Genomic DNA, 15,022 nt, shown 5'->3' on the forward strand with positions numbered 1-15,022 from the left:
GTCGGTGTCGCGCCAGGCTTTGGTGAGGCCTTGGAAGGCGGGGCCGTAGGTGTAGCCGCGTTCGGTGAGGTGGTGGTAGGTGTCGGTGAGGTCGACGGGGGTGGCGGTGGCGGGGGGCCAGGTGGTGTCGGTGTTGGGGGTGTCGGCGGTGGTGTGGGTGAGGGTGCCGGTGGCGTGACGGGTCCAGGGGTGGTCCTCGTCCGCGCGCGAGTGGATGGCGAAGGTCCGCTGTCCCTCGTCGGTGGGGCCGCCCACCGTCAACTGGACTTCCACCGCACCCGGTTCGTCGAGTACGAGCGGCGCCTCCAGAGTGAGGTCCTCGATCGTCGGGGTGTCGGTGTGCTGGGCGGCGTGGAGGGCGAGGTCGACGAAGGCGGCGCCGGGGAGGAGGGTCGAGCCGGCGATGGTGTGGTCGGTGAGCCAGGGGTGGGTCGTGGTGGAGATGCGTCCGGTGAGGACGAGTTGGTCGCTGTCGGCGAGGGTGATGAGGGCGCCGAGGAGCGGGTGGCCGGCGGAGGCGAGGCCGGCGGCGGTGACGTCGGTCGGCTTCGTGGTGGTTTGGTTGAGCCAGTAGTGCTGGTGTTGGAAGGGGTAGGTGGGGAGGTCGGTGTGGGGGGTGGGGGTGGTTGAGGTCCAGGTGGTGGGGGTGTGGCCGGTGGTGTGGAGGGTGGCGAGCGCGGTGGTGAAGGACTGTGTTTCGGGGGTGTTCTTGCGCAGGGTGGGGACGGCGATGGCGTCGGTGGTGAGGCTCTGGCGGGTGAGTGCGGTGAGGGTGGTGTCGGGGCCGAGTTCGAGGTAGCGGGTGACGCCGGCGGTTTCGAGGTGCTGGATGCCGGGGTGGAAGCGGACGGCTTCGCGGATGTGGCGGGCCCAGTAGGCGGGGTCGGTGAGTTCCGTGGTGACGGGCTGTGCGGTGAGGTTGGAGATGACGGGGATTCGGGCCGGGTGGTAGGTCAGGTTGGCGATCGCGGCTTGGAAGTCGTCGAGGATGTCTTCCATGTGGGGGGAGTGGAAGGCGTGGCTGACCTGGAGGCGGGTGGTGCGGCGGCCCTGGGCGGCGAAGTGGGCGGCGACGGCTTCGACCGCGGGGGTGTCACCCGAGACGACGGTGGAGTGCGGGCCGTTGACGGCGGCGAGGTCCAGCTCGTGGCCCTGTGCCTTCAGTAGTGCCAGTACTTCCTCTTCGGTGGCTTCCAGGGCGGCCATCGCGCCGTCGTTGCGGGCGGACTGCATGAGTCGTCCGCGGGCGGCGACCAGGGTGACGGCGTCTTCGAGGGAGAACACGCCGGCGAGGTGGGCGGCGGTGACTTCGCCGATGGAGTGGCCGATGAGGTAGTCGGGCGTGATGCCCTGCTGTTCGAGGGCCCGGTAGAGGGCGGTCTGGAGGGTGAACAGGGCGGCCTGGGTGTACGCGGTCTGGTGGATGAGTTCCGGGTCGTCGCCCCAGAGGACGTCGGTCAGCGGGTGGTCGAGGTGGGGGGTGAAGAGGCGGGCGGTCTCGTCGAGTGAGGCGGCGAACGCGGGGACGGTTTCGTAGAGTTCGCGTCCCATGCCGTGGCGTTGGCTGCCTTGTCCGGTGAACAGGAACGCGGTCTTGCCCGGTCGGACGGTGCCGGTGACCAGCCCGGGTGCCTCGGTGTCCTCGGCCAGTGCCCGCAACGCGGCGAGCACGCCCTCACGGTCCGTCGCGGTCACGACCGCCCGGTGGTCGAAGCGGGTACGCGCGGCGAGGCTGTGGGCGACGGAAGCGGTCTCCGTCTCGGGCCGCTGGGTCAGGAAGGCCGTCAGCTGCCGTGCCTGCTCGCGCAGTGCCTGCGTGGTGCGCGCCGCGAGGAGCAGCGGTGGCTGTTCCGTCCGCTCGGCCGGCCGGGGTGCCTCCGCGGGCTGTTCGAGGATGACGTGGGCGTTGGTGCCGCTGATGCCGAAGGACGACACCGCCGCCCGGCGGGGACGGTCGTCCTCGACGTCCCAGGGCCGTGCCTCGGTGAGCAGCCGGACGGTTCCGTCGGACCAGTCGACGTGGCTGGTCGGCAGCTCGGCGTGCAGGGTGCGCGGCAGGGTCGCGTGCCGCATCGCCATGATCATCTTGATCACGCCCCCGACGCCGGCCGCCGCCTGGGAGTGCCCGATGTTGGACTTCAACGACCCGAGCCAGAGCGGGTGTTCGGCATCGCGTGTCTCGCCGTAGGTGTTCAGCAGGGCCTGCGCCTCGATCGGGTCGCCGAGGCGGGTGCCGGTGCCGTGCGCCTCGACGGCGTCGATCTCCTCCGGTGCGAGCCGCGCGTTCGCCAGGGCCTGCCGGATGACGCGTTCCTGGCTCGGCCCGTTGGGCGCGGTCAGGCCGTTGCTGGCGCCGTCCTGGTTGACGGCGGTGCCCCGGATCACCGCGAGGACCGGGTGGCCGTTGCGGCGGGCGTCCGACAGGCGCTCGACCAGCAGCAGGCCGACGCCCTCGCTCCAGCCCGTGCCGTCCGCCTCGTCGGAGAAGGCCTTGCAGCGCCCGTCCGGGGACAGTCCGCGCTGGCGGCTGAACTCCACGAAGGTGCCAGGGGTGGACATGACGGTGGCGCCGCCCGCGAGGGCGAGCGAGCACTCGCCGGCCCGCAGGGCCTGGGCGGCCAGGTGCAGCGCGACCAGGGAGGAGGAGCAGGCGGTGTCCACCGTGATCGCCGGGCCTTCGAGACCGAAGTTGTAGGCGATCCGGCCGGAGACGACGCTGCCGGTGTTGCCGGTCAGCAGGATGCCCTCCAGCTCCTTCGGCATGAGCTGAACCGGCGGGGCGTAGTCGTGGTACATCACGCCGGCGAAGACCCCGGTGTCGCTGCCGCGCAGGGTGGTCGGGTCGATGCCCGCCCGCTCGACGGCCTCCCAGGCGGTCTCCAGCAGCAGCCGCTGCTGCGGGTCCATCGCGGTGGCCTCGCGCGGGCTGATCCCGAAGAACTCGGAGTCGAACTCGCCCGCGCGGTAGAGGAATCCGCCCCGGTCGGTGATGGACTTGCCGACCGCCTCGGGGTCCGGGTCGTGGAGGTCCTCCGGCCAGCCGCGGTCGTACGGGAACGGGCCGATCTCGTCGCGGCCCTGGTCGACCAGCTGCCACAGTTCCTCGGGCGTGGTGACGCCGCCCGGGTAGTGGCAGGCCATGCCGATGATGGCGATCGGCTCCGCGTCGGCGGCGGTCCCGGACCCGACGGCTCGGGTGGTCCGCGGGCGGGGTGCCTGCACGAGGCCCGCGGCCTTGGCGAGTTGCTCCTGAAGGTGCTCGGCCAGGGCGCCGGGCGTCGGGTAGTCGAACACCAGGGTGGCCGAAAGCCGGAGCCCGGTCGCCGAGTTGATGCGGTTGCGCAGCTCGACCGCGCTCAGCGAGTCGACGCCCAGCTCCTTGAAGCCGGCGGAGGCGTCGACCGTCTCCGCGCTGCTGTGGCCGAGTACGGAGGCCGCCGAGGTGCGAACCAACTCCAGTGCGGTGGCGAGGCGTTCGGCCCTGTCCAGTCCGGCCAGCCGCTCGGCGAACTCGTTGCCCGCCGGCTGGGCGGCCCTGGCCCGGACCCGCTGCGGGGCGGTCCGTACCAGCCCGCGCAGCAGCGCCGGGACGGATTCGGCGTCGGACCGCGCCCGGACGGCGGCGAGGTCGAGCCTGGCCGGGACGAGCAGGGCCTCGGGGCGGCCGAGGGCGGCGTCGAGGAACGCCAACCCCTCGTCCTCGGACATCGCCGCGACGCCCGCGCGGGCCATGCGCGCGAGGTCGGCGCCGCTGAGCTTCTCGCCCATGCCGCCCTGGCCCCAGAGGCCCCAGGCGAGGGAGGTGGCGGGCAGGCCGAGGGTGTGTCGGTGGTGGGCGAGGGCGTCCAGGAAGGCGTTGGCGGCGGCGTAGTTGGCCTGGCCGGCGGCGCCGATCAGACCGGAGACCGAGGAGTACAGGACGAAGGCGGTCAGCGGGAGGTGGGCTGTCAGCTCGTGGAGGTGCAGCGCGGCCCGGACCTTCGGGCGCAGGACGGTGTCGAGGCGCTCGGGGGTGAGGGTGGTGATGATGCCGTCGTCGAGGACACCGGCGGTGTGGATGACGGCGGCGAGGGGGTGGTCGGTGGGTACGGCGGTGAGGAGGGCGGCGACGGCGTCGCGGTCGGTGGTGTCGCAGGCGACGGCCCGGACCTCGGCGCCGGACTCGGTGAGTTCGGTGACGAGTTCGGCGGCGCCGGGGGCGTCGTGGCCGCGGCGGCTGGTGAGGAGGAGGTGCCGGACGCCGTGCTCGGTCACCAGGTGCCGGGCCAGCAGGGCACCCAGCCGTCCGAAGGCGCCCGTGATCAGCACCGTGCCCTCCGGGTCGAGCCGCACCGGGCCGGAGTCGGCCGCGGCCGGAGCGTTGACGCGGGCGAGCCGGGGCACCTGGAGAACACCGGACCGAAGCGCGGACTGCGGCTCACCGGTGGCGGCAGCGGCGCCCAGGACGCGCAGCGACTCGGGCGTGCCGTCGTGATCCACCAGGGTGAACCGGCCCGGATACTCCGACTGCACGGTCCGCAGCAGACCCCACACCGGGGCCGCGGCCGGCACCCCGGCCTCGGTCGGGCCGCCGGCGGGCACCGCGTGCCGGGTCAGCACCAGCACCGGGGTCTCGGCCAGCCGGTCGTCCTGGAGCAGCGCCTGGACGGTCGCCAGGGAGTCGTGGGAGGCCCGGCGGGCCGCCTCGAACAGGGCGCCGCCGTCCGTGCCGTCCGTCTCGGGGTGGCCCGGCGCGTACACCAGGACCTCGGGCGGTTCGGCCGTCCCGTCGTCGAGGGCCGCGCGCAGGGCGGCTGCGTCCTCGTACCGGACGGCTTCGAGCGCCTCGGCCGTTCCGGCATCGCCGATCAGGGCCCAGCGGCCGCCGGGCGCCTCGGCGAGCGCGGCGGCTGCGGGCTGCCAGGCGACGGTGTACAGCGGGTGCCGCTGGTCGGCGTCGCGCAACTGCTCGGCGGAGGCCTCGCGCATCACCAGCGCGTCGATCTCGGCGACCGGTGCGCCGGTCGGGTCGCTGAGGCGCAGCGTGGTTCCGGCGCCGTCGTCGGACGGGCGGGCCGTGAGCCGGAGCCGGGTGGCGCCGACGGAGTGCAGCGTCACACCCCGGAAGGTGAACGGAAGGCCGCGCTCGGTGCCGGCGATCAGGAGGGTGTGGAGGGTGGCGTCGAGGAGGGCGGGGTGGAGGGTGTGGCCTTCGGGGGTGAGGTCGGTGGGGAGGGTGATTTCTGCGTGGAGGGTGTTGTCGGTGTCGCGCCAGGCTTTGGTGAGGCCTTGGAAGGCGGGGCCGTAGGTGTAGCCGCGTTCGGTGAGGTGCTGGTAGGTGTCGGTGAGGTCGAGGGGGGTGGCGGTGGCGGGTGGCCAGGTGGTGTCGGCGTTGGGGGTGTCGGCGGTGGTGTTGGTGAGGGTGCCGGAGGCGTGACGGATCCAGGGGTGGTCCTCGTCCGCGCGCGAGTGGACGGTGAGCGCGCGCCTGCCTTCGGAGTCGGGGGCTTCGACGCTGACCTGCAGGTCGACCGCGTCGCGGTCGTGCAGGAACAGCGGGACCTCCAGCGTCAGTTCCTCGATCGTCGGGGTGTCGGTGTGCTGGACGGCGTGGAGGGCGAGGTCGACGAAGGCGGTTCCGGGCAGGAGAATCGAGCCGGCGATGGTGTGGTCGCCGAGCCAGGGGTGGGTCGTGGTGGAGATGCGTCCGGTGAGGACGAGTTGGTCGCTGTCGGCGAGGGTGATGAGGGCGCCGAGGAGCGGGTGGCCGGCGGAGGCGAGGCCGGCGGTGCCGAGGTCGCCGGTGGGTTGCTGGGGGGTGAGCCAGTAGTGCTGGTGTTGGAAGGGGTAGGTGGGGAGGTCGGTGTGGGGGGTGGGGGTGGCCGGCTGGTAGGTGGTGGGGGTGTGGCCGGCGGTGTGGAGGGTGGCGAGCGCGGTGGTGAACGACTGTGCCTCGGCGGTGTTCTTGCGCAGGGCGGGGACGGCGATGGCGTCGGTGGTGAGGCTCTGACGGGTGAGCGCGGTGAGGGTGGCGTCGGGGCCGAGCTCCAGGTAGCGGGTGACGCCGGCGGTTTCGAGGTGCTGGATGCCGGGGTGGAAGCGGACGGCTTCGCGGATGTGGCGGGCCCAGTAGGCGGGGTCGGTGAGTTCCGTGGTGACGGGCTGCGCGGTGAGGTTGGAGATCACCGGGATCCGGGCCGGGTGGTAGGCCAGGTTGGCGATCGCGGTTCGGAAGTCGTCGAGGATGTCTTCCATGTGGGGGGAGTGGAAGGCGTGGCTGACCTGGAGGCGGGTGGTGCGGCGGCCCTGGGCGGCGAAGTGCGCGGCGACGGCTTCGACCGCGGGGGTGTCACCCGAGACCACGGTGGAGTGCGGGCCGTTGACGGCGGCGAGGTCCAGCTCGTGGCCCTGTGTCTCCAGTAGTGCCAGTACTTCCTCTTCGGTGGCTTCCAGGGCGGCCATCGCGCCGTCGTTGCGGGCGGACTGCATGAGTCGTCCGCGGGCGGCGACCAGGGTGACGGCGTCTTCGAGGGAGAACACGCCGGCGAGGTGGGCGGCGGTGACTTCGCCGATGGAGTGGCCGATGAGGTAGTCGGGCGTGATGCCCTGCTGTTCGAGGGCCCGGTAGAGGGCGGTCTGGAGGGTGAAGAGGGCGGCCTGGGTGTACGCGGTCTGGTGGATGAGTTCCGGGTCGTCGCCCCAGAGGACGTCGGTCAGCGGGTGGTCGAGGTGGGGGGTGAAGAGGCGGGCGGTCTCGTCGAGTGAGGCGGCGAACGCGGGGACGGTTTCGTAGAGTTCGCGTCCCATGCCGTGGCGTTGGCTGCCTTGTCCGGTGAACAGGAAGGCGGTCTTGCCCGGTCGGACGGTGCCGGTGACCAGCCCGGGTGCCTCGGTGTCCTCGGCCAGTGCCCGCAACGCGGCGAGCAGGCCCTCGTGGTCGGTCGGGTTCACGACCGCGCGGTGGTCGAAGCGGGTACGCGCGGCGAGGGTGTGGGCGGCCGCGACGGTGTCCGCCTCGGGCCGCTGCTCCAGGTACTCGGCCAGCTGCTGTGCCTGCTCGCGCAGTGCCGGTGCCGACTTCGCCGACAACTGCCAGGGCAGCGGGGAGAGTTCGGTGCCCTCGTGGTCGGGTTCGGGGTCGGCCTGCTCCAGGATGAGGTGGGCGTTGGTGCCGCTGATACCGAACGAGGACACGGCGGCCCGGCGCGGTCGCTCGTCCTCGACGTCCCACGGCCGTGCCTCGCCGAGCAGCCGCACCGTGCCGTCGGACCAGTCGACGTGGCTGGTCGGCTGTTCGGCGTGCAGGGTGCGCGGCAGGACGCCGTTCCGCATCGCCATGACCATCTTGATCACGCCGCCGACGCCCGAGGCCGCCTGGGAATGCCCGATGTTGGACTTCAACGAACCCAGCCAGAGCGGCCGTTCGGCGTCGTGGGCGCGCCCGTAGGTGTTCATCAGGGACTGGGCCTCGATCGGGTCGCCGAGACGGGTGCCGGTGCCGTGCGCCTCGACCGCGTCCACGTCGGCCGGGGCCAGCTCCGCGTCGGCCAGGGCGCGTCGGATGACCGCCTCCTGGGCCGGTCCGCTCGGGGCCGTGAGGCCGTTGCTGGCGCCGTCCTGGTTGGTCGCCGTACCCCGGATCACCGCGAGGACCGGGTGGCCGTTGCGGCGGGCGTCCGACAGGCGCTCGACCAGCAGCAGGCCGACGCCCTCGCTCCAGCCCGTGCCGTCCGCCTCGTCGGAGAAGGCCTTGCAGCGCCCGTCCGGGGACAGTCCGCGCTGGCGGCTGAACTCCACGAACATGCCGGGGCTCGCCATGACCGCCGCGCCGCCCGCGAGCGCCAGGGAGCACTCGCCCGCCCGCAGTGCCCGTACGGCCAGGTGCAGGGCCACCAGGGAGGAGGAGCAGGCCGTGTCGACGCTCAGCGCCGGGCCCTCCAGGCCCAGGGTGTAGGCGATCCGGCCGGACGAGACGCTGCCGAGCTGGCCGGTGAGCAGATAGCCGTCGACGCCGGGGGTGGCCTCGGCGAGTCGGGGGCCGTACTCCATCCCGTAGGTTCCGGTGAAGACGCCGGTGTCGCTGCCGTGCAGCGTGCCGGGGTCGATGCCGGCCCGTTCGACGGCCTCCCAGGCGGTCTCCAGCAGCAGGCGCTGCTGAGGGTCCATGGCGAGGGCCTCGCGCGGGCTGATGCCGAAGAAGGCGCTGTCGAAGCCGCCGGCGTCGGTGAGGAAGCCGCCGTGGCGGGTGGTGGAGTGGCCGGTGGCCTCCGGGTCCGGATCGTAGAGGTCCTCGCCCCAGCCGCGGTCCGCGGGGAGGGTGCCGATGGCGTCGGTCTCCTCGGCGACCAGCCTCCACAGGTCCTCGGGGGAGGAGACGCCGCCCGGGTAGCGGCAGGCCATGCCGACGATGGCGATCGGCTCGCTCGGCAGCACCGGCGAGCGGCGTTCGACGGTCGTGCCGTCGTCCGTCCCGGCCTCGAAGAGCAGCGTGTGCAGGTGCTCGGCGAGGGCTTGCGTGGTGGGGCGGTCGAAGGCCACGGCGACGGGCAGCCGCACACCCAGCAGCCGGGTCAGCCGGTCGCGCAGCGCCACCGCGCCCGCGGACTCCAGGCCGAGGTCCCGGAACTTCCGCCGGTCGTCCGGCGGCGGCCCGGCGGGGTCCCCGGGCCCGAGCACCGCGGCGGCCTGTTCCCGGACGAGGTCCAGGAGGAACGGCTGCCGCTGGTGGGGCGGCAGGGCCTCCAGCCGGGCGCGCAGCGGGTTGGCCGGCGCGGACGGCCCGTCCTCGGCCGGCTCCGTGTCGAACTCGGGCAGCTCCAGCTGCGGAGCCGTCTCGTCGGCCGTTGCTCCGGACAACTCGACGGGCACCCCGTGGACGTACAACTGGGCGAGTGCGTCGGCCAGTTCGGCCTGGCTGTCCTTGCCCCGGGCGAGCGTGCCGGTCACCAGTCCTTCGCTGTGGTCGGACCGGGCGCAGTCCTGAAGGATGTCGCGGACGGCCATCGTGAGCAGCGGCTGCGGGCTCGTCTCCAGGAAGGCCTGGTGCCCGTCGGCGAGCAGGGCCCGTACGGCCGACTCGAACATCACCGGGGTGCGCAGTTGGCGGGCCCAGTACTCCCCGTCCAGCTGCTCGGAAGACAGCCGGGTCCCGGTCGCGGCCGCGTAGAACGGGATCGGACCGCCGTCGAGCGGGCGGACGGTGCGCAGTTCGGTGAGCAGCCGGTCCATGATCGCGTCGACCTGGGGTACGTGGGCCGGGAAGTCGGCCTGCACGCGGCGTGCCCGTACCCCGTCCGCCGCCAGTTGCTCCAGCAGCTCGGACAGCGCCCGGTCGTCGCCCGAGACGGTGACCGAGCCCGGGCCGTTGACGGCCGCGACGTCCAGCAGGCCGTCCCAGGCGGTGAGGCGGGCGCGCATCTCGGCCTCCGGCAGCAGCGCCGCGACGATGCCCCCGTGGCCCGAGAGGTCCTCGGCGAAGGCGGTGCCCCAGACCACCGCGACCCGGAGGGTGTCCTCCAGGGAGAGCGCGCCGCAGGCGTGGGCGGCGGGTAGCTCGCCGAGGCTGTGGCCCACCACGGCGGCCGGTTCGACGCCGCGCGAGCGCCACACCGCCGTCAACGCGATCATCACGGCGACCAGCGCGGGCATCACGATCGTCGGCGCCACCAGCGGCGGCGCGCCCTCGGTGCCCCGCAGCACCTCCGTCAACCGCCAGTCCACCAGGGGGGCGAGGACCTGCTCGCAGGCCTCGACGTGCTCCCGGAAGACCGGGTCGGCGTCGAGCAGGTCGGCGCCCATGCCCGCCCAGTGCGCCCCGAAGCCCGGGTAGACGAAGACCGGCCTGACCCCTCCCTCGGCACCGACGGCCCGACCGGCCCACAGGCCCGCGGAGACCGCCTCCGTCCCGCTCTCCGCGAGCGCTCGCAGCCCGGCCAGCAGCTCCGACCGGTCCCGGCCGACCAGGGCGGCCCGGTACGCGGTGGCGGCGGGGTGGCGGGCCGCCCGGTCCGCGGCGAGCAGGGCGGCGGAGGCGGCGGCCGGGCTCGGTGCGGGCTCGGTGTCGAGCAGTCGCGCCGCGGCCGCGGCGCGGGCCCGCAGCGAGGCCGGGCCGGGCGCCGAGACGGTCCACAGCACGACGGGGGTGGGCTCAGCAGTCATCGTCTACCGTCTCCGAGATCGGGTCCGCCGAGGTACGTCGGCGGTTTCTGGTGGTTCGGGTTTCGGGTTTCGGGTTTCGGGTTTCGGGGTTCGGGGGCGCCGGGCGCCCGGCGCCTCAGGCCCGTACGGCCGGCGCCGGGGCGAGCAGCGAGCGGATCAGCGCCAGCGTCGCGGCGGGCGAGTCCCGGTGGAAGAAGTGGCCGCCGGGCAGGGTGAACACCCGGCAGTCGGCCGTGGTGTGCCGGGCCCACTCCTGGGCCAGGGCCGCGCCGATCAGCGGATCGCCGGACCCGACCAGCACGCTCACCGGCACCGGCACCGGCGGCTGCCCGCGATCGACCCGGCTGAGCGCCAGCCGCAGGTCGTCGCGCAGCAGCGTGACCGCGTGGGCCAGCCACTCGGGGTAGGCCCGGACGAGCTCCGGGATCCCGCCGAGGCCCGCCATCCAGTTGGTCAGCTCCTCGTCGGTCCGCATCGCCGGCTCGATCTCCTGCCGGGGCGTGTGCGGTGGCGGGGCCGCCCCGAGCAGCAGCCGCTCGGGCAGTTCCCGGCCGCGGGCCCGGCGCCGCCGGGTCAGCTCGAAGGCGACCTGGCCGCCCATGCTGTGCCCGTAGAACGCGTGCGGCTCGTCGAGCAGCGGGTCCAGGGCCTCGTCCAGTTCGTCGAGCAGGCGGTCGAAGTCGTGCAGCCGGGCCTCCCGGACCCGGTGCTCGCGACCGGGCAACTGCACCGGTACGACGGCGACTTCGGCCCCCAGCTGCTGTTGCCAGGTGGAGAAGGACGAGGCCATGCCACCCGCGTGGTGGAAGCAGATCAGCCGCAGCGGCGCGTCACCCGGATCCGGCTGCCGGGGCAGCAGGTAGGGCGAGCGGCCCGGGCCCAGGCGCCCGGGCGGTGCGAACGCGCCGGGGGCCGCCGTCATGTTCCGGACCTGGCGGTCAGCTCGTAGATGTCGCGCAGGCTGCCGGCCTCCAGCACCTTGGGCATGGACACCTGCTGCCCGGTCTCCCGCTCGAGCGCGGTCAGCAGCGTCAGAAGGTGGAGCGAGTCCCAGCCGGGCAGTTCGTCGAAGCCCAGCGCGAGGCTGTCCGGCGTCAGCGACAGGCCGATCTCGGCGTGGACCAGGGTGAGGAAGTCGTCGATGGTGTTCACTGCTGGGGCCCTCCCAGGCTCAGCGTCAGCCGGATGTGATCCGGGGTTTCGGCGATCTCCGCCAGGTCGTGGCGGAAGGTGGTCGATCCGGCGCCGTCGGTCTCCTCCGCCACCGGCCGGAAGCCGTTGCCGGGGTAGAACTCCTTGACCTTGCCGTTCTTGGCGGTCGGCCGGAAGCTGCCCTCGACCGCGGTCAGCCCGCGCTCCCGCGCGTGGCTCAGCACCGCCGACAGGCAGGCCTGCTCGATGCCCCGGGCGAAGACCCGGCAGCTGAGCAGGAAGTTGTCGATCCGCAGGACGGTCCCGTCCCGGTGGGCCAGCACGGCACCCACCACGCCGTTGTCCCCGAACCGGTCGCTGGAGCGGATCGTCAGCACCAGCGCGTCCTCGTCGGCCGCCAGCTCGGTCACCTCGGCCGGCTGGAGGCGCTGGGTGGTGAGGTTGAACTGGTTGGTGCGCAGCGTCAGTTGGGAGACGCGGGCGATCTCCGACTCGTCCGCGTCGGCGAGCCGCACCTGTACGTCCAGCTCCCGCAGGTAGTCGTCCAGGGAGGCGAAGCCGTGCAGGAAGTCCTTGCGGTCCAGCTCCTCCCGGTAGCGCGCGGGCCGCTTCAGGTCGTCGGTGGTGATGTCCCGGACGTCGAACCAGCCGTCCCGCAGCACCTTCTCCACGTGCAGCGCGGCCTCCTCGTTCAGCCGCAGTACGGACACCTCCGGCAGCTCCCGGGAGACCAGGCCGCACTCGTACGGGCTGTCGTCCGCGAACACGAAGCTGTCCACGCCGACGTTCAGGTCCGCCGCCAGCTCGCGCAGGTTCTCGTGCTTGGGGCGCCAGTTGGCGATCACCCGGACGAAGTCCGCCTCGCGCAGCGTCATCTCCGGGTGGTCCCGCAGGACCTCCCGCACCGGCTCCAGGTCGTTCTTGCTCACCGCCGCCAGCAGGACACCCTGCGAGGCGAGCTGCTTGGCCGCCTTCTGCAGGGTCCGGAAGGCCTCGCCGCGGTAGCTGCCCGCGACCTCGATGCCCTCGATGCCGTCGTCGCCGAGCACCCCGCCCCAGACCGTGTTGTCCAGGTCCAGCACCAGGCACTTCTTCGCCCGGCCGGTCGCCCCGCGCAGCAGGTGGGCCACCTCCCGGGCGTACTCCGCGAGCAGCTCGGGCGACAGCTGGGTCTTGGTGTAGACGCCGAGCCGGGCATCGCGCAGCGGCACGTCCGCGCCGACCAGCGGGTCCAGGTCCAGGACGGTCAGCGCCGGGTGCGCGTCCATCAGCCGCAGCAGCCGGGCGTTGGCCTCCCGCCAGACGGCGGCCAGCCGGGCCCGGTCGCGCAGCCCGACCAGCTGGGCGGACCAGGTGCGCGGCAGCGGCAACGTGTTGAGGACCAGCGTGCCGCGCCCCGCGCCGGCGAAGACCGAGGCGAGCCGCTCGAACAGGGCCAGCTTCTCCGCGAGGACCCGCTCCACGTCGTCCGGCGTCCACGGCACCGGCACCTCGTCGAACACCACCGAGGCGTCCAGCACGCACACCACGGCGTCCGGCCGCGCCCGGTAGAGGGCGCTGTCCGGGTCCGACAGATCGAAGACATAGGAGTCGAAGTCGGCGACGTGCGGGCGCAACAGCACGCCGTGCCGCGCCAGTTGGGCGGTCAGGGGCCCGGTCAGCCCGGACACCGTGCTGTGGCCGGTGATGGCCACCGTCACCACCGGCGTCTGCGGGTGCTTATCGAGGACCGCGTCCGCGCCCACCCGGGCCAGCATGTTCCCGGCCCGGCGCAGCCCGTCCGCGTCGCCCTCCTGGTCGATCGCGGCGATCAGTTCCCGGACGCGGGGGTACTCGGCGGCCAGCAGGCCGTCCTCGTGCAACAACCGGAGGGTGCCGCTCATCTTCTCGCCCATCCCAGCTCTCCCGTACGTCGATACGACGCCGGTCATGCTCGGCAGACGGTCTAAAGCGCCCCTAGGGTCTGTGTGAGGTGGTGATCAGTCGGCTGTCCGCGGGAGGTCGTCGAGGCGCGGAGGCGGAGGCCCGCCGGCACCACGGCAGACCGCGAGTCGGCCCCGTGGGCTCCGGGAGGCACGGCCTCGGGGAGCGCACGGGGCCGACGGCCCGTCCGCAGGCTGCTGGGGGGGGTGTGTCCCGGGTCAGGCGGTGCCGCAGCGCTCCCGGTACCAGGGGGCCCAGGAGGGCAGGGCGGCCAGGGCGTCGTCGCCGCAGTCGACGCCGGCCAGTGCCCAGACGCGTTCGCTGGCGAACCAGTTGTCCTGCGCCAGCAGCGAGAACTGGCGGGTGCTCAACCGTGAGCCGCTCGCGTCGAGGGCGGCGACGCACTGCGGCCAGGTCCAGTCGCGGTCGGGGACCGGCGGGAGGACCCCGTGTTCCTCGAACGTGTCCAGCAGGCGCTGCAGGCGCACCGGGCGGGGATGGCTCGCGTGGTGGACGGCCGGGCCGAGGGGGTCGGGTGTGGACAGGGTGGCGACGATCAGCCGGGCCAGGTCCACCACCGGGACGACGGACAGGAGCGCGGCCCCCGAGGCCCAGCGCGCGGGCACCCGGCGGCGCAGTTCGGCCACGGCGGGCACCACCCACCGGTCGCCGGCGCCGAGGACGAGTCCGGGGCGCAGGACGACGGCACCGGCGTCGAGGGCGGGCTGCTCACCGGCGAGGCGGGTGGCGCTGGTCACGGAGACCGGTGCCGGTTCCACGTCGCCCACGTCCGTTCCCCGGTGGGGGCCGTGGCCGTAGACGGCGGCCGTCGACAGGTGGGTCACCCGGGTCACACCGGAGTGGACGGCCTCCGCCATGAGCCGCGCGGTGCCGTGCACGTTGACGGCGGTGCTGGCGTCGTGGTCGCCGCTGATCAGGGAGGCCAGGTGCAGCAGCGCGTCGGCGTCCCGGCACACGCCGCGCAGGCTGTCAGGGGCGGAGAGGTCGGCCTCCACCCACTCGGCTCCGGCGGCGATCAGCTCGGCGGGCGCTCTGCGACCGACGACGCGCACCTGCCAGGCGGGATCGCGCAGCAGCAGGGCGGCCACGTGCGAGCCGATGAATCCCGTGGCACCGGTCAGCACCACTCGGCGTGGCGTCACACCCATTGCCGCCCCCGCTCCGGGTCGAGGAGGATCTGCGGCAGTGCCTCGGCGGAGGCGACGCCGGGCAGCAGGTAGCGCCACAGGGAGACGATGCGTTCGGGGAGGTCGGACCAGCCCGCCGAGATCTGCGACTTCAGCTGGGTTCCGGTGAACGCGGCCACCAGGACCTCGGCGAACTCGCTCCCGTCGACGTCCTCGCGCAGTTCGCCCCGTTCGCGCGCCACGTCCAGTTCGCCGTGGAAGCGCCGCGCCCACCAGTCGTACGCCGAGTCGTCGTTCAGGGCGGGGCCGCCCTGGTCGACCGCGAGGCGCACCCCGGCCCGCAACAGCGTGTTGCTCTGCAGCTCGACGGCGAGGGTGAGCGTGACGTCCACGAGCTGCTGCAGCCCCTGCGGTTCGGCGGGCAGTCGCAGGGTGCTCGCCTGCTCCAGCATGACGGCCCGGGCGAGGTCTTCCTTGGACTTGAAGTGGAAGTACATCGCCCCTGAGGTCAGGCCGGCCGTCGCCAGGATGCGGTTGATCCCCGCGCCGTGGTAGCCGACCTGGTCGAACACCTCGGCCGCGGCGCAGACCAGCGCGGCCCGTGTTCTCAAGGCCTGTTCGTGTTTGTGTCCACTCGTCATCCGCGTGTAGTCCGCCTGTCA

Annotated in this window: 6 protein-coding genes; all 6 read right to left on the reverse strand. The window is 73.4% G+C overall.

What is annotated here, in order from left to right; translation table 11 throughout:
• Nucleotides 1–10,137: SDR family NAD(P)-dependent oxidoreductase (locus tag ACIQ87_RS38230; RefSeq protein ID WP_402416496.1), on the reverse strand; the 10,137-nt coding region annotated here is incomplete at its 3' end.
• Between the two features lie 115 nt (nucleotides 10,138–10,252).
• Nucleotides 10,253–11,059 (reverse strand): thioesterase II family protein, encoded by an 807-nt coding sequence (locus tag ACIQ87_RS38235; RefSeq protein ID WP_402416499.1) that lies wholly within the window; start codon nucleotides 11,057–11,059, stop codon nucleotides 10,253–10,255.
• Nucleotides 11,056–11,289, reverse strand: coding sequence for a phosphopantetheine-binding protein (locus ACIQ87_RS38240; RefSeq protein WP_392884313.1), 234 nt, complete (start codon nucleotides 11,287–11,289; stop codon nucleotides 11,056–11,058). The genes ACIQ87_RS38235 and ACIQ87_RS38240 overlap by 4 nt, the downstream gene beginning before the upstream one ends.
• Nucleotides 11,286–13,184: an HAD-IIIC family phosphatase gene (locus ACIQ87_RS38245; protein ID WP_402416502.1), complete on the reverse strand. Its 1,899-nt coding sequence runs from the start codon at nucleotides 13,182–13,184 to the stop codon at nucleotides 11,286–11,288. The genes ACIQ87_RS38240 and ACIQ87_RS38245 overlap by 4 nt, the downstream gene beginning before the upstream one ends.
• Nucleotides 13,185–13,430: 246 nt before the next feature.
• Complete coding sequence (locus tag ACIQ87_RS38250; protein ID WP_402416504.1) at nucleotides 13,431–14,375, reverse strand: NAD-dependent epimerase/dehydratase family protein; 945 nt, start codon at nucleotides 14,373–14,375, stop codon at nucleotides 13,431–13,433.
• Entirely contained in the window at nucleotides 14,372–14,971 is a 600-nt protein-coding gene (locus ACIQ87_RS38255) for a ScbR family autoregulator-binding transcription factor (protein WP_402416507.1), read from the reverse strand. The genes ACIQ87_RS38250 and ACIQ87_RS38255 overlap by 4 nt, the downstream gene beginning before the upstream one ends.
• Nucleotides 14,972–15,022 lie beyond the last annotated feature (51 nt).

The organism is Kitasatospora sp. NPDC096204 (genome assembly GCF_044763205.1).
Taxonomy (GTDB): Bacteria; Actinomycetota; Actinomycetes; order Streptomycetales; family Streptomycetaceae; genus Kitasatospora.